This window comes from Armatimonadota bacterium (genome assembly GCA_031459765.1).
GTDB classification, from domain to species: Bacteria; Sysuimicrobiota; Sysuimicrobiia; order Sysuimicrobiales; family Kaftiobacteriaceae; genus Kaftiobacterium; species Kaftiobacterium secundum.
This window is the reverse complement of sequence record JAVKHY010000020.1, coordinates 377-17,433: the sequence shown is the minus strand read 5'-3', so window position 1 is coordinate 17,433 and position 17,057 is coordinate 377. Positions and strand designations below refer to the sequence as shown.

General features: G+C 71.8%; 16 protein-coding genes. 1 reads left to right on the top strand and 15 read right to left on the bottom strand.

What is annotated here, in order from left to right; translation table 11 throughout:
- Nucleotides 1-318: 318 nt before the first annotated feature.
- Nucleotides 319-1,929, bottom strand: a complete 1,611-nt coding sequence (groL, locus tag QN141_13735) for a chaperonin GroEL (protein MDR7559539.1) — start codon at nt 1,927-1,929, stop codon at nt 319-321.
- A gap of 33 nt (nt 1,930-1,962) precedes the next feature.
- Complete coding sequence (groES, locus tag QN141_13730) at nt 1,963-2,277, bottom strand: co-chaperone GroES (GenBank protein MDR7559538.1); 315 nt, start codon at nt 2,275-2,277, stop codon at nt 1,963-1,965.
- 205 nt (nt 2,278-2,482) lie between these two features.
- Between groES and QN141_13725 the strand changes: the two genes are divergently transcribed.
- Nucleotides 2,483-4,633 (top strand): diguanylate cyclase, encoded by a 2,151-nt coding sequence (locus QN141_13725; GenBank protein MDR7559537.1) that lies wholly within the window; start codon nt 2,483-2,485, stop codon nt 4,631-4,633.
- 202 nt (nt 4,634-4,835) lie between these two features.
- On the opposite strand, the gene tsaD is transcribed toward QN141_13725, so the two are convergent.
- From tsaD to QN141_13660, 13 genes are all read right to left on the bottom strand, one after another.
- A complete protein-coding gene (gene tsaD, locus QN141_13720) occupies nt 4,836-5,828 on the bottom strand; it encodes a tRNA (adenosine(37)-N6)-threonylcarbamoyltransferase complex transferase subunit TsaD (GenBank protein MDR7559536.1) in 993 nt (330 codons plus the stop codon).
- A gap of 10 nt (nt 5,829-5,838) precedes the next feature.
- Nucleotides 5,839-6,345, bottom strand: coding sequence for a ribosomal protein S18-alanine N-acetyltransferase (gene rimI, locus QN141_13715; GenBank protein ID MDR7559535.1), 507 nt, complete (start codon nt 6,343-6,345; stop codon nt 5,839-5,841).
- 5 nt (nt 6,346-6,350) lie between these two features.
- Nucleotides 6,351-7,025 (bottom strand): tRNA (adenosine(37)-N6)-threonylcarbamoyltransferase complex dimerization subunit type 1 TsaB, encoded by a 675-nt coding sequence (tsaB, locus tag QN141_13710; protein MDR7559534.1) that lies wholly within the window; start codon nt 7,023-7,025, stop codon nt 6,351-6,353.
- Nucleotides 7,006-7,512: a tRNA (adenosine(37)-N6)-threonylcarbamoyltransferase complex ATPase subunit type 1 TsaE gene (tsaE, locus tag QN141_13705; protein ID MDR7559533.1), complete on the bottom strand. Its 507-nt coding sequence runs from the start codon at nt 7,510-7,512 to the stop codon at nt 7,006-7,008. Before tsaE ends, tsaB begins: the two co-directional genes overlap by 20 nt.
- Complete coding sequence (locus QN141_13700; GenBank protein ID MDR7559532.1) at nt 7,509-8,816, bottom strand: nodulation protein NfeD; 1,308 nt, start codon at nt 8,814-8,816, stop codon at nt 7,509-7,511. Before QN141_13700 ends, tsaE begins: the two co-directional genes overlap by 4 nt.
- Nucleotides 8,809-10,527 (bottom strand): ATP-dependent DNA ligase, encoded by a 1,719-nt coding sequence (locus QN141_13695; GenBank protein MDR7559531.1) that lies wholly within the window; start codon nt 10,525-10,527, stop codon nt 8,809-8,811. The genes QN141_13700 and QN141_13695 overlap by 8 nt, the downstream gene beginning before the upstream one ends.
- Before the next feature lie 15 nt (nt 10,528-10,542).
- Complete coding sequence (locus tag QN141_13690) at nt 10,543-11,295, bottom strand: gamma-glutamyl-gamma-aminobutyrate hydrolase family protein (GenBank protein ID MDR7559530.1); 753 nt, start codon at nt 11,293-11,295, stop codon at nt 10,543-10,545.
- The gene (locus tag QN141_13685; protein MDR7559529.1) at nt 11,295-12,020 is read right to left on the bottom strand and encodes a hypothetical protein; all 726 of its coding nucleotides are present in this window, start codon (nt 12,018-12,020) and stop codon (nt 11,295-11,297) included. The genes QN141_13690 and QN141_13685 overlap by 1 nt, the downstream gene beginning before the upstream one ends.
- A 17-nt stretch (nt 12,021-12,037) precedes the next feature.
- On the bottom strand, nt 12,038-13,030 hold the full coding sequence (locus QN141_13680) for a D-cysteine desulfhydrase family protein (GenBank protein MDR7559528.1): 993 nt from the start codon (nt 13,028-13,030) through the stop codon (nt 12,038-12,040).
- A gap of 6 nt (nt 13,031-13,036) precedes the next feature.
- Entirely contained in the window at nt 13,037-14,677 is a 1,641-nt protein-coding gene (pxpB, locus tag QN141_13675) for a 5-oxoprolinase subunit PxpB (GenBank protein MDR7559527.1), read from the bottom strand.
- On the bottom strand, nt 14,674-15,504 hold the full coding sequence (gene pheA / locus QN141_13670; GenBank protein ID MDR7559526.1) for a prephenate dehydratase: 831 nt from the start codon (nt 15,502-15,504) through the stop codon (nt 14,674-14,676). Before pheA ends, pxpB begins: the two co-directional genes overlap by 4 nt.
- The gene (gene alr, locus QN141_13665; protein ID MDR7559525.1) at nt 15,501-16,673 is read right to left on the bottom strand and encodes an alanine racemase; all 1,173 of its coding nucleotides are present in this window, start codon (nt 16,671-16,673) and stop codon (nt 15,501-15,503) included. The genes pheA and alr overlap by 4 nt, the downstream gene beginning before the upstream one ends.
- Nucleotides 16,670-17,057 (bottom strand): carbohydrate ABC transporter permease (locus QN141_13660; GenBank protein MDR7559524.1); only part of this gene is annotated, 388 nt, incomplete at its 5' end. The genes QN141_13660 and alr, both read right to left, overlap by 4 nt.

Below are 17,057 nucleotides of genomic sequence, written 5' to 3'. Positions count from 1 at the left end.
CACGCGCCCCGGCCCCCAGATGTCCACCGCCCGCACCGTCAGGTGCCCGTCCCGCACATCGACATCGAGCGATAGCTCGGGAAGCCGCTGCTCGGGCTGCTGGCCCAGCGGATCCTCCGGCAGCGGCAGCGGCGGGGCGAAGGGGATCTGGGCAAGAGCCGGCACGGCCAGATCCGGCAGCAGGCTCGCCGCCAGGAAGACGGCGGTGAGGAATCCACCTTATGTCTCATGAAGCCGACGTGACGTCCGGGAGGAAAGTCGAGGGCCCTGCCGGAGGACGGCAGGGCCCTCGGGCCGGCGAGACCAGGCGCGGCCTGACTACATCGGCGGCACGGAGGGGGTGGCCGGGGCCTTCTCCTCCTCCGGCTTCTCCACGACCATGGCTTCGGTGGTCAGCACCAGGGAGGCGATGCTGGCCGCGTTCTGCAGGGCGGAGCGGACGACCTTCGCCGGGTCCACGATGCCCGCGCGGATCATGTCCTCGAACTTCCCGGTGAGCACGTTGTAGCCGGTGCCGAGGGGCTCGTTCTTCAGCCGCTCCACGATCAGCCAGCCCTCCTGGCCGGCATTGACCGCCAGCTGCCGGGCCGGCTCGAGCAGCGCCCGGGCCACCAGGGCGATCCCGGTCTTCTCGTCGCCCTCGGCCTCAAGCTTCTCCAGGGCCTTGCTGGCGTGCACCAGGATGCTGCCGCCGCCCGGGACGATACCCTCCTCCACCGCGGAGCGGGTGGCGCGCAGGGCGTCCTCGGTGCGGGTCTTGCGGTACTTCAGCTCCGCCTCGCTGTGGGCGCCGACCTTGATCACGGCCACCCCGCCGCTGAGCTTGCCCAGGCGCTCCTGGAGCTTCTCGCGGTCGTAGTCGGACTCGGTTTCCTCGATCTGCTTGCGCAGCTGCTGGATCCGCTTCTCGATCTTGTCCTTCGCTCCGGCGCCGTCGACGATGATGGTCTCTTCCTTGCGCACGCGCACCTGGCCGGCGCGGCCGAGCATCTGCACCGTGGCGTTCTCCAGCTTCAGGCCCACCTCTTCGCTGATCACCTGGCCGCCGGTGAGGATGGCGATGTCCTCCAGGATGGCCTTGCGGCGCTCGCCGAAGGCCGGCGCCTTCACCGCCACCGACTGCAGGGTGCCGCGCAGCTTGTTCACCACCAGGGTGGCCAGGGCTTCGCCCTCCACATCCTCGGCGATGACCAGGATCGGGCGGTTGACCTGGGCGATCTTCTCCAGGATCGGGAGGAGGTCTTTGACCGCGGAGATCTTCTTGTCCGTGATCAGGATGTAGGGGTTCTCCAGGACCGCCTCCATCTTCTCCGGATCGGTGACGAAGTAGGCGGAGATGTAGCCCTTGTCGAACATCATGCCCTCGACCACCTCCACGGTGGTCTCGGTGCCCTTGCTCTCCTCGACGGTGATCACGCCGTCCTTGCCCACCTTGTCCATGGCGTCGGCGATGAGCGCGCCGATGTCGGGCTCGTTCGCCGAGATGGTGGCCACGGACTGGATGGCCTCCTTGGTCTCCACCGGCTTGGCCGCCTTGCGGATCTCCTCCACGGCCGCGGCCACGGCCCGGTCGATCCCCCGCTTGAGGGCCATGGGGTTGCTGCCGGCGGCGACCATCTTCAAGCCGTCGCGGATCAGGGCCTGGGCCAGCACGGTGGCGGTGGTGGTGCCGTCGCCGGCGACGTCCTCCGTCTTGGTGGCCACCTCGCGCACCAGCTGGGCGCCGGCGTTCTCGAAGGGATCTTCCAGCTCGATCTCCTTGGCCACCGTCACGCCGTCGTGGGTGATGGTGGGGGAGCCGAATTTCTTTTCCAGCACCACGTTGCGGCCCTTCGGGCCCAGGGTGATCCTCACAGCGTCGGCCAGTTTGTTGACGCCGCGCTCCATAGCCCGCCGGGCGGTCTCGTCATACGACAGCAGTTTGGGCACTGCCCTCACCTCCGCGGATCGAATCGCTCCGGTCTACTTCTTGGCCCCGGCCGGCTCGCGCTCGACCACGGCCAGGATGTCGCTGGCGCGGAGGATCAGGTGATCCACCCCGTCGATCTTGAACTCCGAGCCCGAGTACTTGGCGAACAGGACGTGATCGCCGACCTTGACGTCCAGGGGGATGCGCTTCTCTCCCTCCTGGTCCCACTCCCCCGGTCCGACGGCGATGACCTCGCCCCGCTGAGGCTTCTCCTTCGCGGTGTCGGGCAGGACGATGCCGCCCTTGGTGCGCTCCTCGTCCTCAAAGGGCCTGACCACGACGCGGTCGCCAAGCGGCCGCAGCTTCATAGCGTTCCCCTCCTTTTCGACCTACCCTTCGGGAATTAGCACTCAGCCTTGGTGAGTGCTAGACAGCAACAATGATATGGAGCCGGGCCGCGGTGTTCAAGCCCCTTTTTGGGCCGGGGCGGCGGCCGCAGGGCGCCGTCCTGGGAGGAGGGGTGCGCGGAGGTCAGGACTACGCCCCTTCCGGCCGGGGGCAGGAAGAGGACGGATGGACGCGCTGATTCCCCGTCTGCTCCTGGCCGGTCTCGCCGTCGTCGCCGCGGCGCTGCTGTTCTGGCGCGCGGCCGGCGCCGTCCGGACCGGACGCCGTCGGGCCGATCAGGCCGAGCTCGTGGGCCGGGTCTTCAAGGCCACCGACGCCATTCTCGGGTCCCTCGATGTCCAGCGCGTGCTGCCGATGGTCTGCGAGGTCGGCACGCACCTCAGCGGCCACTCCGGCGCCGCCGTCCTCTTCCTGGCCGAAGACGGCCGCGCCGCACCGGCGGCCAGCTGGGGCCTCTCCTCGGCCTCCGGCGACGGCGCGTTCACCGCGCTGGAGTCCCATGCCGCGGAGGTGCTGCGGACGGGCCGCGCCCTCATCCTCCGGCTGCAGCCGGACCACCGGTCCGCGCCCGGAGACGTCGGCCGGTTCCGCGCCGTCTGCGGGCTGCCGCTGCGGAGGAAGAGCGGCGTGATCGGCGCCCTGCTGCTGCTGAGCGAGAAGGCGCCGGGCGCCTACCAGGGCGAGCTGTCGGTGCTGGAGTACTTTGCGGCGCAGGCCGCCACCGCCATCGAGAACGCCCGGCTGTACCAGCAGGTCCAGAACCTGTTCCTCTCCACGATCAAGGCCCTGGCCGCGGCCGTGGACGCCAAGGACGCCTACACCCACGGACACTCGGAAGATATCGCCGAACTGGTGGCGATGCTCGCCGCCGAGATGAAACTGCCCCCGCAGGAAGAGGAGAAGGTCCGGCTGGCCGGGCTGCTGCACGACATCGGCAAGATCGGCATCCCCGACGCGATTCTCCAGAAGCCGGGAGCGCTGGACGCCTCGGAGCGCGCCATCATGATGACCCACGCCAGCCTCGGGGCCTCCATCATCGACCGCCCGGGACCGCTGCGCGACCTGGTGACGATCGTCCGCCACCACCACGAGCGCTACGACGGGCAGGGCTACCCCGACGGGCTGCGCGGCGACGCCATCCCCATCGGCGCCGCGATCCTCGCCGTGGCGGACGCCTTCGACGCGATGACCAGCCACCGCACCTACCATGCGGCGCGCGACGTGGACAGCGCCCTCGAGGAGATCCGGCGGCACGCCGGCACCCAGTTCCATCCCGCCGTGGTGGAGGCTTTGGTCCGGGTCGTCGAGCGCGAGCGCCGCCTCGGTTCTCCCTGGTACCGGAACATCAGAACGCGCGTCCTGGAGGGCGAGCCTGCACCGCCGCCGGTCAGGGCGGCGCAGGCCGCCGCCGACGAGGGAGACCTGGTGCGGCAGGTGGTGCAGCAGATCCGGGACGCCGAGGATCTGCACGAGGTCGCCGACCGTCTGGCCCGGGCCACCGCGCATCTGCTCCAGTGCGGCCACGCCGCGGTCCTGCTGCGCGACGACGAGCGCCGGGTCCTCCGCGTCGAGGCCTCCACCGGCGCGCCGCTGCCGGGAAGCGTGCTGCCCCGCAGCCGATCCACGCCGTGGCTGGCGCTGGAGCGCCGGGCGGAGCAGCGCCAAGCGGACGGGGACGGCGTCTGCGCCCCGCTGCTCTCCGCCGGGCGGGCCGTGGGAGTCGTGATGGCCACCGGCGGCGCCTTCACCGAATCGGCGATGCGGCTGCTGGCCCGCGCCGCAGAGGCCGTGGCTCCCGCCGTCGACGCGGCGCTGGCGCGGGCGGAGGTGAAGCGTCTCTCCGCCACCGACGAGGTCACGGGGCTGTTGAACCGCCGGGCGCTGGTGACGCGCCTGCGCGAGGAGGCCCGGCGCCACGAGCGCTACGGCACACGCTTTGCCCTGGCCCTGGCCGACGTCCGCGCGCTGGCGGAGTTCAACGCCCTGCACGGGTACGCCGCCGGTGACGAGATGCTGCGGCGGCTGGGCGAGGTCATGCTGCCGGCGATCCGGAAGACAGATTTCCTGGCCCGGCTGGACGGCGGAACCTTCGGACTGCTGATGCCGGAGATCGACTACGCCCAGGCGGCGCAGGCGGTGAACCGGATCCGGGAACTGGTCGAGGGTCGGGACGTCGCCGTCCGGGGGCGGTTCATCATGCTTCCGCTCCTGACCTGGGCCCTGGCCTCCTGCCCGGTGGACGGGACCGATCCGGACGCGCTCCTGGCTCTGGCCGAGAAGCGGCTCTACCACGCGCGCGCTAGGGTCCCCGGCTAGCAACAGTCACGAACGTCCGGCAGCCGGACCGCCCGGCGCCGTCCCCGCCATCGAGAACGGGAAGCGTTGCGGGACGCCTTACTCACAGGATTATCCACGTTATCCACAGGGACAGGTCAGATATCCCCCGGCCGAATTTTTCCGCACGATCCTTTCCGCAAGGAGGAATTCGTTCGTCTTCTCTGCCCAGAAGGGCGCCCTGCTAGAGGGGGAGGTCGCTCTCTGCGGACAGATTCAGCGGCGAGCGCTCGCCGCGGGTGAGGCGCACCAGGCCGGCGGCGGCGATCATGGCCGCGTTGTCCGTGCACAGCACCGGGGGCGGGATCACCAGCCGGAGGCCGCGCCGGCGGCAGGCTTCGGCCATCTCCGCGCGCAGCCGGGAGTTGGCGGCAACGCCGCCGGTCACGGCCACGGTGGAGGGCAGGTAGCGCTCCGCCGCCCGCATTGTCTTGCGCACCAGCACCTCGACCACGACGCGCTGCAGCGAGGCCGCCAGGTCGCTGCGGAACGCCCCGTCGCCCCCGTGGGCCCGCCACGCCCGCAGCGCCGCCGTCTTCACCCCGCTGAAGGAAAAGTCCCAGGATTCGTCCGCCATCGGCAACGGAAGGGGTACGGCGTCCGGACGCCCCCCGCTGCCCAGGCGGTCGAGTTCCGGTCCGCCGGGATAGCCCAGCCCCATCGCCCGGGCCACTTTGTCGAACGCCTCCCCGGCCGCGTCGTCGCGGCTGCGGCCGAGAACCTCGTACCGCCCGTGATCGTGCATGACCACGAGGTCGGCATGCGCCCCCGAGACGATGAGCGCCAGGACCGGAAAGGCGATCTCCGGCTCCGCCAGAAAGATGCTGTAGAGGTGGCCTTCGAGGTGGTTCACGCCGACAAAGGGCAGCCCGCGGGCCAGGGCCATGGCCTTCACCGCGGCCACGCCCACCGTCAGCGCCCCCACCAGACCCGGCCCCCGGGTGACGGCGAGCCCGTCGATGCCGCCGAGGTCGGTCCCGGCCTGCTCCAGCGCCTCGTCCACCACCGGCAGCAGCCGCTCGATGTGCTTGCGCGAAGCCAGTTCGGGGACGACGCCGCCGAAGCGGCGGTGCAGGGCGGCCTGGGAGGCCACGACGTTGCTGTGGATCCGGAAGCCGTCGCCCACCACGGCCGCGGCGGTCTCATCGCAGGAGGTCTCGACGGCCAGGACGCGCATCGCTCCGGGGCTAGTCCGCCTCCATCGCCTGGCGCAGTCTGGCCAGCCGCTCCTGAAACTCCCGCTCGCGGAGGTTGCCGGTCCACATCACGATGGCGTCCTCGCGGTTGTCCGAGTAGTAACCCTTGCGGGTGCCGATCTCGCGAAACCCGTATTTGCGGTAGAGGTTCTGCGCGGTGAGGTTGGACTTCCGCACCTCGAGGGTCATCCAGCGGGCGCCCCGCTCCAGCGCGGCGTCGATCAGCCCCACCAGCAGCCGCTCCCCCACCTTCTGTCCGCGCAGCGCCGGCTCCACGGCGATCGTCGTGATGTGCGCCTCGTCCAGGATGACCCACATCCCGGCGTAGCCCACCAGCCGGTCGTCCACCTTCGCCACGATGTACGCCGCCAGGCGGTTCTCCTTCAGCTCGTGGAAGTAGGCGTCGCTGGGCCAGGGGGTGCGGAATGACTGGCGCTCGATCTCCAGGACGCGCGGGATGTCGTCCACCGTCATCGGCCGCAGCTGGACGCGCGTGATCTGCTTCACGCCCGGCTCACCGCCACGGGGGCCGGCCGGGCGTAGGTGGGCACCACCCGATAGGGATCGTCATGTTCGCCTCTGAGGAGCCGGGTCAAGGCCAGGCGTCCGGTCGTGGCCGCGCGGGGGACCCAGCGGTCGGCCCGCGCCAGGCGGACCTGCGGATGCGCGCGCAGCACCTCCCCGTAGCGCGCCAGGGCGTCGCCGGCCAAGACCACGGAGCGATCTTTCGGCAGCTCCGCCAGCAGCGCCTCCACGGGGACGACGAAATCCTCCGTCACGCGCCGCAGCGCACCGTCGCCTTCGAACAGCGCGCCGACCACCTCTCCTCTTCGCGCATCCAGCACCGGACAGATCAGCCCTCCCTCCTCCACCCCGGCCGCCAGCGTTTCCAGGGTGGAGACGGCCACGAGGGGAATGCCCGTGGCGCGCGCCCAGGCCGCGGCCGTGGCCACGCCGATGCGCACCCCCGTGAAGGTGCCCGGCCCGCGCGAGACCGCCACGGCCTGCACCTCCGCCGGGCGCCATCCGACCGCCTGCAGGGCCTGGTCGATGGCCGGCGCCAGCCACTCCAGGTGGCGCTGCGGCACGGAGGCCACGACCTGTCGCAGCACCCGATCGCCCTCCAGCAGGGCCACGCTGCCTTCCGCGGTGGCGGTCTCAATCGCCAGGATGCGCATCACGCTCTCCCTGCCGTCCCAGGAGGCGGCCGACCATCGCCTCGTAGCGCGCGCCGTAGGGGACGAGAAGGATCTCCCTGACCTCCTCCTGGTCGGTGAAGCGGATCTCGATCCCCAGGTATTCCGCCGGGAGCAGGGCCCGGGCCTTCTCCGCCCACTCGATGATGGTCACGCCGGCGCCGTCCAGGACCTCTTCCAATCCGACGTCCGCCAGCTGGGCCGGCTCGTCGAGCCGGAACAGGTCGGCGTGGTAGACGACCACCGGTCCGTGGTATTCCCGGATGAGCGTGAAGGTGGGACTGGCGATGTGCCCCCGGGTCCCCGCTCCCTCGGCGATCCCCCGGGCCAGGACCGTCTTCCCCGCACCGAGGTCGCCGGAGAGGGCTACGACATCTCCGGCCCGCAGCAACGCTCCCAGGCACCGGCCGAGGCCTTCGGTTTCCGCAGGAGACGTGGTGCGGACGGCCCGCGGCCGGGGCGCGGTCATCTCCCCGCAGGCCGCACCCGCAGGCGCAGCCCCTCCACGCCGACGACAACGACCCGGGATCCCTCCGGAATGGGTTCGGCCTCCGCCGTCGCCGTCCACATCTCGCCTGCGACGTAGACCAGGCCCTCCCGGCCGACCTCGGTGCGCGCGACGCCCTCGGCGCCGATCAGGGTCTCGCTGCCCATCCGGGCCCGCGCCCGCTGCGCCCGGATGCCGGCGCCGACGGCGAACAGGAAGAAGGCGCCGGTGAGCACGGCGATGAAGGCGGCGAGCTGGAACGACACCCGCAGAAACGGCGCCTGCCGCTCGGTCAGGAGCAACGCGCCGAACAGGAAGGCCAGGATGCCGCCCACCGTCAGCACGCCGTGTCCGGGGACCTTGATGTCGGCGATGAAGAAGACGACGCTGAGCGCGATAAGCAGCAGCCCCGCGGCGTTGACCTGGAGGATGGCGAAGGAGGCCAGGGCCAGGACCAGGGCGATCGCCCCCACGACGCCGGGCAGGATCGCCCCGGGGTTGCTCAGTTCGAAGATGATCCCGTAGATGGCGATGGTCATGAGGATGAGACCGATGTTGGGATCGCTCAGCAGGTCGAGGAACCGCTCGCGGAGGTCCATGTGCACCGTGCGAACGTCCGCGCCCCGGGTGGCCAGGGCGACGGTGCCGGCGGCGGTCTCCACCGTCCGGCCGTGGACGGCGGCCAGCAGGGCCTCGGTGTTCGGGGCGACCAGGTCGACGACGCGGAGTTTCACCGCCTGCTCTTCGTCGATGGAGACGCTCCGGCGCACGGCGGCTTCGGCCCAGTCGGCGTTGCGGCCCCGGCGGCGCGCGATGGCCCGGAGGCCGGCCACAGCGTCGTTGACGACCTTGTCCATCGATGTGCGGTCTTCCTCGCCGCCCGGCGGCCCGACGCCCACCGGATGGGCGGCGCCGATGCGGGTGGCGGGGGCCATCGCCGCGATGTTCGCGGCGTAGGTGATGAAGACGCCGGCCGAGGCGGCCCGGGCGCCGCTGGGGCTGATGTAGACGAGGATCGGCACGCGGGCGTTGAGCATCGCCCCCGTGATCTCGTCCATCGACTTCATCAGGCCCCCGGGCGTGTTCAGTTCGACGAGCAGGGCGCGGGCCCCGATCCGTTCGGCTTCCCGGATCGCCCGGACGAGGTAGCGGGCGCTGCTCGGCGCGATCACGCCGTCGATGCGGATGCGAAGGATCGGCGGCGCCGGCGGGGTGGCCAGGACCACGCCGGCGCACAGGCCGACCAGCAACCCGACCAGGACGGCGCCCCGCGGAATCCTACGCATCCGTTTCCCCCCTCTTTGACGGTACCACGCTTTCCACGCCGGCGGCGCCCAGGCGCGGGGAAACGCCTCCGCGCGAGGCGCCCTGCGCCTGATAGATGCGGACGACGTCGTCGAGGGTGCTGATCTCTTCGGGGGTCTTGTCGTCACGGATGCGCTTGATCCGGGGGAACCGCAGGGCGTACCCGCTGTCGTGGCGGTCGCTGCGCGTCACGGCGTCGAAGGCCACTTCCAGGACGATCTTCGGCTCGACGATCTTGACCCGGCCGCGGTCGCTGACGGTGTGGGCCCGGAACCACTCCGTGAGCCCGCGGATCTCCTCGTCGGTCAGGCCGCTGTAGGCCTTGCCCACCACGGTCAGGCGTTCCCCGTTGCGCACGGCGAAGGTGACGTCGCTCAGCACCCCGGCCCGCTTGCCGTGGCCGTGTTCGGCGGCGACGACCACGACGTCCAGGGTGGCCAGCTCCTCCTTCAGTTTCATCCAGTGGCTGCCCCGCCGTCCGGGCTGGTAGGGGGACTCCGGACGCTTGATGACCACTCCTTCGTTGCCGCGGTCGCGGGCACCGCGGAAGGCGAGGGCGACCTCGTCGGGCCGCGCCGCCTGGATCGCCGCGGCCGGCCGGACGGCGTCCCCGAAGCGCAGGCGCCGCGACATCTCGGCCCGCCGCTCGGCCAGCGGCCGGTCCAGCAGCGGGACGCCGTCGAGCAGCAGCAGGTCGAAGACGAACAGCGCCACCGGCACCGACCGCAGCAGCGCCCCGGGATCCTTGCGGCGCAGGCGCTGCTGGAGGCGGGTGAAGGGGATGGCCCGCCCGTCCTGCCAGGCCACGATCTCTCCGTCGAGAATGTAGGAGGGAGCCAGGCGGCGGAGCTCCTCGTGCAGTTCGGGAAAGGAGGCCGTGATCTCGTCCAGGGTCCGGGTGAAGATGGCCAGGCGCGCGCCGTCGTAGTGGACCTGGGCTCTGATGCCGTCGTATTTGTCCTCCACGATGAGCGCCGCGGCCGGCGGGCGACCTTGGAAGGCCTCCTCGGGCGCAAAGATGGTCTCGGCCAGCATGAATCGAAAGGGCCGGAACAGTTGCAGGCTCACCTCGGCCAGGCGGTTCTGCCGGGCCATCACCGCCACCACGCCGATGTCGCTGATCAGCATCTCGGCCCGGCGGACGGCCGCCGGGGGCTGGGCGAAGGCTTTCGCGATCGCCTCCTCCAGCAGTCCCTCCTTCAGACCCACGCGCAGGTCGGAGGTGATGATCCGGACCAGGTACTTGGCCTCCCGGGGGTCGGCGTCTTTGAACAGCGAGCGCATCCCCTCCAGCCTAACCTGCCGGGAGCCGGCGCCGGTCGCGGCGGCCATCCGTTCGAAGGCGGTCTGGACGGCGCTCAGGGTGAGGGGCGCGCTGAACAGCGACGGTGCCGCCTTGTGCGCCAGCAGCTCAAAGGCGACGCTGCCCAGGTCGCCGTGGCGCAGGTAGCTCTGGTCCATCGCCTCACTGCCGCCGCCGCTGACGTCCAGCAGCGCCTCGACGATCGCCGACCAGCCGACGTTGAGGGCGCGGGAACTCCCCGCCGGAAAAGGGGACCCGGTGAGATAGGTGCAGGCGATCCGCAGATCGTCGTCGGAAAGACCGCGCAGGTAGCCGGCCAGGAGGTCGATCTTCTGGAGCCGGCTCGAGGTCCGGCCGACGGCCTCGAGCACTTCCGCAAGCCGACGCATGGTCTGTCCCCGCCGTCAGGTCGCCGGCCGCCCGGCCGCCTGCCTGCGGCGCCGCGCCGCCTCGAGCAGTGCGCTGAACAGCCGCCGCTGCACCGGATGGGCCGCCACCATCCGTTCCGGATGCCACTGGACCCCCACGACAAAGGTCCGTCCGGGATGCTCCAGGCCCTCGATCACGCCGTCGGCGGAACGCGCGGTGACGGCGAAGCCCGGCGCCGGCGTCTTGATGCCCTGATGGTGGAAGCTGTTCACCTCCACGCGGTCCGCGCCCAGGATCCGCCCCAGGCGGCTGCCCCGCTCGATGCGCACCTCGTGGGCCAGCTCCTCCGGCCGCCGACCGGCCGCCCGCTGCTGATGGCGGGTCTCTTCGAAGCCGACGAGGCCCAGGTCCTGGTGCAACGTCCCTCCCGCCGCGACGTTCAGCAGCTGCACGCCGCGGCAGATGCCCAGCACCGGAACATCCTGTTCCAGCGCCGCGCGGATGAGCGGGAGTTCCACGGCGTCGCGCGCCGGATCCACCTCGACCCCGGCCTCCGGACGCGGGTCCTCTCCGAAGTGGCGGGGGTCCACGTCCACGCCGCCGCTGAGGAGCAGGGCGTCCACCTCGCGCAGGATCTCCTCCGGCGGGCGCCCCGACACCGTGGACGGCTCGAGCCAGACCACCTCGCCGCCCGCCGCCTCCACCGCGGCGGCGTAGGCGCGCCCCTGGGGGGTGGCCGATCCCCCGTCCGCCGCCGTGATCCCCACCCGCACCCGCGGCGCGTCCATCACGGGGCCACCGTCGGGGCGTCCCCGCCCGTGCAGAACAGGCAGGGCGCGGCGGCGTCCGCCTGGGACGAGACGATGAACGCCTCCGGGGTCATCCGCAGCGAGCGGATCTTGAAGGTGACGGGCCACAGGGCCTGGGTGAAGACCGGATTGATTTCCTGCTCCCACCTGCGAATCAGGGGATAGAGCACGGGCATCCCGTTAATCTTCAACGAGTCGATGTAGAAGTACACGTCCTTCGTCCCGCCGACGACGAAGAACCCCTTGAGGTGAACCTTCGCCGGCACGCCGGCCAGGGGGACCGTGCCCTCGGCGTAGAGAAACTGGCCGTCGGACCGCAGCCGGATGTCTTTGATGCCGTTGCCCTGTTGAAAGTAGGCTTCCAGATTGCGCAGCGAGGCCCGCAGGTGCATCGCGCTGTCGCGCAGGTCCAGCACGCGCAGGTCCCCCCGGCGCAGCGCCTCGGGATCGAGGCTCACCCCGACCAGGCGGAACCAGGCTTCCTCCACGACCATGCCGCCCAGATCCGCCTGCCGGGCGTGGAGGCTGATCCGGGCATAGCCGCCCGGATACAGATCGGGCACCGCGTCGATCTCCAACTGCCGCGCTTTGATGAAGGCGCCGAAGGCGCGATGCAGGTCCGCCTCAGGATCCGCGGCCGCGCCGGCGGCCGAGCCCAGCGCGACCGTCGCCACCACCGCGGCCGCCCACCGCCACCGTCCCATGCGCTCCTCGTCGACGATCACCCGGTCTGCAGGGCGGCGGCATGCGCGAACAGCGCCGGCTGCCCGCCCGTGTGCCAGAATACCACGTTCTGCCCGGCGCGGAACTGCGCGCGGGCGACGAGCCCCCGCAGACCGGCCATGGCCTTGCCCGTGTAGACCGGATCGAGGAGGAGCCCCTCGGTGCGGGCCGCCAACCTGATGGCCTCCAGGCACTCCGGCGTCGGGACGCCGTAGCGCTCGCCGACGAAGTCGTCGTAGACGAGGATGTCGTCCGGATGGGGCCGCCAGCGCAGCTCCAGCAGCGCCGTCAGCTCCTCGACGATCTTCAGCACCCGCTGCGCGACCACTTCCTTCTTCGGCCCGGCGCTGATCCCGATGACCTGGACTCCGCTTTCGGTCACCTTGGTGCCGGTGTAGAGCCCGGCCTGGGTGCCGCCGGAGGTGGAGGCGTGCACGATGGCGTCGACGCGCACGCCCATCTGGTTGGCCTGGGTGAGCAGTTCCAACGCCGCGGCCATGTAGGCGGCCGCGCCGAGGGCGTTGCTGCCGCCCCGCGGGATGACGTAGGGCCGCCGCCCTTCCCGGCGTAGGTGCCGCGCCAGGTCGTCCACGACCCCCATCAGGACGTAGTCGTCGTCGGTCTGGACGATGCGGACGTCGGCGCCGAAGATGCGGTCCAGGAGGAGATTCCCCTGGCTCACCTCGGGCTCTTCGCCGTTCAGCACGAGCACGACGTCCAGGCCCAGGCGCCGCGCCGCCGCGGCGGTCATGCGGGCGTGGTTGGACTGCACGGCGCCCACGGTGATGACCACATCGCAGCCGGAGTGGCGGGCCTGGCCGAGCAGGAACTCCAGTTTCCGCGCCTTGTTCCCGCCGATGGCCAGCCCGGTCAGATCGTCGCGCTTGACCCAGATCCGCGGCCCGCCGAGGAACTCCGTCAGGCGCGGGGCCTCCTCCAGCGGAGTGGGCAGATGGGCCAGCCGGATCCTGGGCAGATTACCGATCTGCATCCGTCATCACTCCCTGTCCTCCGGCGCGGTCTCTGCGCGTCGGGTCCCCATTCGCGCCCGCTGCTCCCGCAGCGCCTCCAGGGCTTCTTCCAGCGTCACGGGACGGAAGCGGAGTACGGCGCGCGGAGGCGCCTGGGCCACCAGACGGAGATCCGCCGCGATCACCACGGCCGCTTTGGGATAGCCCCCGGTCGTCGGTCCGTCCGCCATGATGATGATGGGCCGACCTCCCGACGGCACCTGGATCGCCCCCGGAATCACCCCGTCGGAAAGAAACTCGCCCGACCTCCGGTGGGCCAGCGGGACTCCCTCCAGCCGCACACCGGCCCGATCTCGCTGCGGGGAAATCCGCCACTCCTGCTTCAGGAACGCCCCCCGCCCTTCCTCCGTCAGCCACTCATCCTGCGGACCGGGGATGACGCGCACGGTGAGGCTGTGGGCGGGAAGCGGGACCTGTTCCGCCGGGACCACCTTCCGCCTGGTCGGCGGCGGCGGGCCCGCCCCGATCACATCTCCGTCCTGCAGCCGGCGGCCGCCGCTGCCGCCCAGGAGGCCGGGGACATACGTCGAGGCGCTTCCCAGCGCCGTGGTCGCGTCCACCCCTCCGGCCACAGCCACATAGGTCCACATGCCCCGCCGCGGCGCGCCGAACTCGAGCGTCTGGCCGGGACGGAGGAAGAGGGCCACCCCCTGTTCGATCTCGGCGCCGTCCAGCCTCGGACTCAGATCCGCCCCGGCCAGGGCGACGGTGGTGTGCTCGAGCACCCGGAGGACCGGACCCGGGGCGGTCACCTCCAGCGCCGGCACCCCCGGAGGGTTACCGACCGCCGTGTTGGCCGCCCACAGCGCCAGCGGATCCATTGCGCCGGACGACGGGACGCCCAGGTGGCGGTACCCGCGTCGGCCGGCGTCCTGCACCGTGGTGTACAGTCCGGCGCTGCGCACCTCGAAGACGGGACGCCGCGGCAGGGGCAGCGGCGAGGGCCCGGGACGTTCCGGGACGGGCGAAGGCGGCGCCGGGATGAAGCGCACCCGGTCGCCGGGGCGGAACAGCACGGGATCGGCCTGGCGGGGGTCGTAGATCGCCAGCGGGGTCCGCCCGATCAGACGCCAGCCGCCGGCCGATGTCAGGGGATAGATGCCGGTCATCGCGTCGGCCACCGCCACCGACCCCTCCGGCACCCGCACCCGCGGGACGGGCAGGCGGGGAACACGGATCTCCTCGGGCAGGATGCCCAGATAGGGAAAGCCGGGCGTGAAGCCGAGCATGAAGACGGTGTACTCCACGCCGCCGTGGATCCGGATGAACTGCTCGGCGCTCAGCCCCAGGGATGCGGCGGTCTCCTCCAGGTCGGGGCCGGCCGCTCCCCCGTAGGCGACCGGAACCTCGAAGGTCCGGCCGGTCGTGCCGGCCTGCGGCGTCAGCCCCGGCAGGACCTGCTCCGCCGTCTCCGCGATCACCGCCGGATCGGCGGTCAGCGGATCGAACACCACCGTCACGGACCGCAGGGCCGGGACCACGTCTTCCACGCCGGGCAGATCCCGCAGGTGCCGGGCCAGGGCGCGCACGCGGCCGTTGACGGCCGGATCGAGGCGGTCCTCCAGCTCGATCAGCACGGCGCACTCGCCCAGCGGGAGGATGTTCACAGCGGACGCGGCGCGCGCGGATACGATCCCAGGACGCGGACGAAGGCGGCGACGGCCTCCAGCTCCCGCAGGGCCGCGGCGACCTCCGGGTCGTCCCGGTGCCCTTCGAAATCCACGTAAAAGACGTACTCCCAGGGCACCTCCCGCCGCGGACGCGACTCCAGCTTGGTCAGGTTGATGGCCCGCGCGGCGAAGGCGCCGAGCGCCCGGTGCAGGGCGCCCGGCACGTTGCGCGTGGTGAAGACGATGGAGGTCTTACTGGCCGCCGACCGCGGCGCCGGCGCCGTGCCGAGGGCCAGGAACTTCGTGTAGTTGTGGGGGTTGGTCTCGATCCCTTCGGCCAGGATCGCCAGCCCGTAGAGCCCCGCGGCCCGACGGCCGGCGATCACCCCGGCGTCCTCCATCCGGCGCTCCGCCACCATCCGGGCGCTCCCCGCCGTGTCGTAGGCGGCGATCGCCTCCAAACGGTGGGCGCGCAGGAACTCCTCGCACTGGGCGAGAGCCTGAGGATGGGAGTAGACCGCGCGCAGGTCGGCCAGCGTCCGGCCCGGGAGCGCCAGCAGGCAGTGGCGCACGCGCAGGTCGTACTCGCCGACGATGTGAAGCGCGTGCGCCAGGAGCAGGTCGTAGGTCTCGTTGATCGACCCGGCCTGGGAGTTCTCCACGGGCACGACCCCCCAGGCGGCCCGGCCTTCGGTGACGGCGGCGAAGACGTCGCGCAGCGAGGCGCACGGCATCGGCTCCGCGTCCGGGAAGAGGGCCAGCGCCGCCTCCTCGCTGTAGGCGCCCCGCTCGCCCTGGAATGCCGCCCGCGCCGGAGGGGTCATCCCATCCTCACCGCAACCGGCCGCCCCCCGCGGAAGTAGACCCGGGGCACCCGCGGCCCCACCCCGCACACCACCTCGTAGGCGATGGTCTGGGCCCACCGGGCGACCTCGTCGGCGGAGATCGTGCGGCCGAAGAGTTCCACCTCGTCGCCGGCGCGCACGGCGCGGTCGCCCGCATCGACCATGAGGTGATCCATGCAGACCCGGCCGGCGATCGGCACCCGTTCCCCGTTGAGCACCAGCTCCCCGCTCAGGCCGGCCAGCCGGGGATAGCCGTCGGCGTAGCCGCAGGCCACGGTGGCGATCGTGGACGCCCGGAGCAGGCGATAGGCGGCGCCGTAACTCACCGCCGTCCCGGGCGGGACGCGTTGGGCGCGTACCACCCGGCTCAGCAGGCGCATCGCAGGTTGAAGGGCCACGGCGTCCTGGAGGTGCGGCGCCGGGTGCAGCCCATACATCGCCAGCCCCACCCGTACCAGATCATAGCGCGCCCGCGGCGTCCCGATGGCCGCCGCGCTGTTGGCGGCGTGGACGATGGCCGCCGGAAACCGCCGGCGCACCGCGGGAAGGACGGATTCGAACCGGTTCAGCTGCTCCCGGGCGAAGGCCTGGTCGGGATCGTCCGCCGTCGCCAGGTGGGTGTAGACCCCCTCCAGATGCGATCCGGCGAGGGCCAGTTGCGAGAGCACCGCGGGGACGTCCGCGGGCGGCACGCCGAGCCGCGTCATCCCGGTGTCCACCTTGAGGTGCAGCCGGGCGCGGCGCCCGGCCCGCAGCAGCGGGGCCAGCCCCTCCGGCGAAGCGATGGTCAGGCTGAGCCCGGCGCCCACGGCCGGGCCGACCTCCCCCGGGTGGGCCGGGCCGAGCACCAGCACCGGCGCCCTGATCCTCGCCCGCCGCAGCCGGAGCCCTTCCTGCACCGTGGCCACACCGAGCCACTCCGCCCCGGCCTGCAGGGCGGCGCGGGCCACGGCGACGTCGCCGTGGCCGTAGCCGTCGGCCTTGACCACGGCCATGAATCGCGTCCCGCCGGCCAGTAACGCGCGCAGTGCCCGGACGTTCGCGGCGATGGCATCGAGATCGATCTCGGCCCAGGTCCGCCGGGTGGCGCCGGCGAGGGCGGCCCGCACCCCGGCTTTCTCCGGACGCGCCCGGCGCGCGGCGCTCATCCCTTCAACGCTCCCGCCAGCAGCCCGCGGAGGAAGTAGCGGCCCAGGAAGATGTAGACGAGCAGCGTGGGCAGGGCCGTGAGCAGCGCCCCGGCCATCTGCACGTTCCACTCGACGATCTGACTCCCGGCCAGGTTCTGCAGCGCCACCTGCACCGGCTGACGCGCCGGGTTGCTGGTGATGGTCACGGCGAAGAGGAACTCGTTCCAGACCTGGGTGACCTGCCAGATGATCACCACGACGAATCCCGGCACGGACAGCGGCAGGATGACGTCCCGGTAGATGCCCAGCAACCCGGCCCCGTCGATGCGCGCCGCCTCCACCACCTCGGTGGGCACCGTGGCGTAGTAGTTGCGGAAGATGAGGGTGGTGATGGGGATGCCG

Excerpts from the sequence above, each read along its gene's own strand:
- groES (MDR7559538.1), bottom strand. The coding sequence starts at position 2,277 with ATGAAGCTGCGGCCGCTTGGCGACCGCGTCGTGGTCAGGCCCTTTGAG.
- QN141_13725 (MDR7559537.1), top strand. The coding sequence starts at position 2,483 with ATGGACGCGCTGATTCCCCGTCTGCTCCTGGCCGGTCTCGCCGTCGTC.
- tsaD (MDR7559536.1), bottom strand. The coding sequence starts at position 5,828 with ATGCGCGTCCTGGCCGTCGAGACCTCCTGCGATGAGACCGCCGCGGCC.
- tsaB (MDR7559534.1), bottom strand. The coding sequence starts at position 7,025 with ATGCGCATCCTGGCGATTGAGACCGCCACCGCGGAAGGCAGCGTGGCC.
- tsaE (MDR7559533.1), bottom strand. The coding sequence starts at position 7,512 with ATGACCGCGCCCCGGCCGCGGGCCGTCCGCACCACGTCTCCTGCGGAA.
- QN141_13700 (MDR7559532.1), bottom strand. The coding sequence starts at position 8,816 with ATGCGTAGGATTCCGCGGGGCGCCGTCCTGGTCGGGTTGCTGGTCGGC.
- QN141_13695 (MDR7559531.1), bottom strand. The coding sequence starts at position 10,527 with ATGCGTCGGCTTGCGGAAGTGCTCGAGGCCGTCGGCCGGACCTCGAGC.
- QN141_13690 (MDR7559530.1), bottom strand. The coding sequence starts at position 11,295 with ATGGACGCGCCGCGGGTGCGGGTGGGGATCACGGCGGCGGACGGGGGA.
- QN141_13685 (MDR7559529.1), bottom strand. The coding sequence starts at position 12,020 with ATGGGACGGTGGCGGTGGGCGGCCGCGGTGGTGGCGACGGTCGCGCTG.
- QN141_13680 (MDR7559528.1), bottom strand. The coding sequence starts at position 13,030 with ATGCAGATCGGTAATCTGCCCAGGATCCGGCTGGCCCATCTGCCCACT.
- pheA (MDR7559526.1), bottom strand. The coding sequence starts at position 15,504 with ATGACCCCTCCGGCGCGGGCGGCATTCCAGGGCGAGCGGGGCGCCTAC.
- alr (MDR7559525.1), bottom strand. The coding sequence starts at position 16,673 with ATGAGCGCCGCGCGCCGGGCGCGTCCGGAGAAAGCCGGGGTGCGGGCC.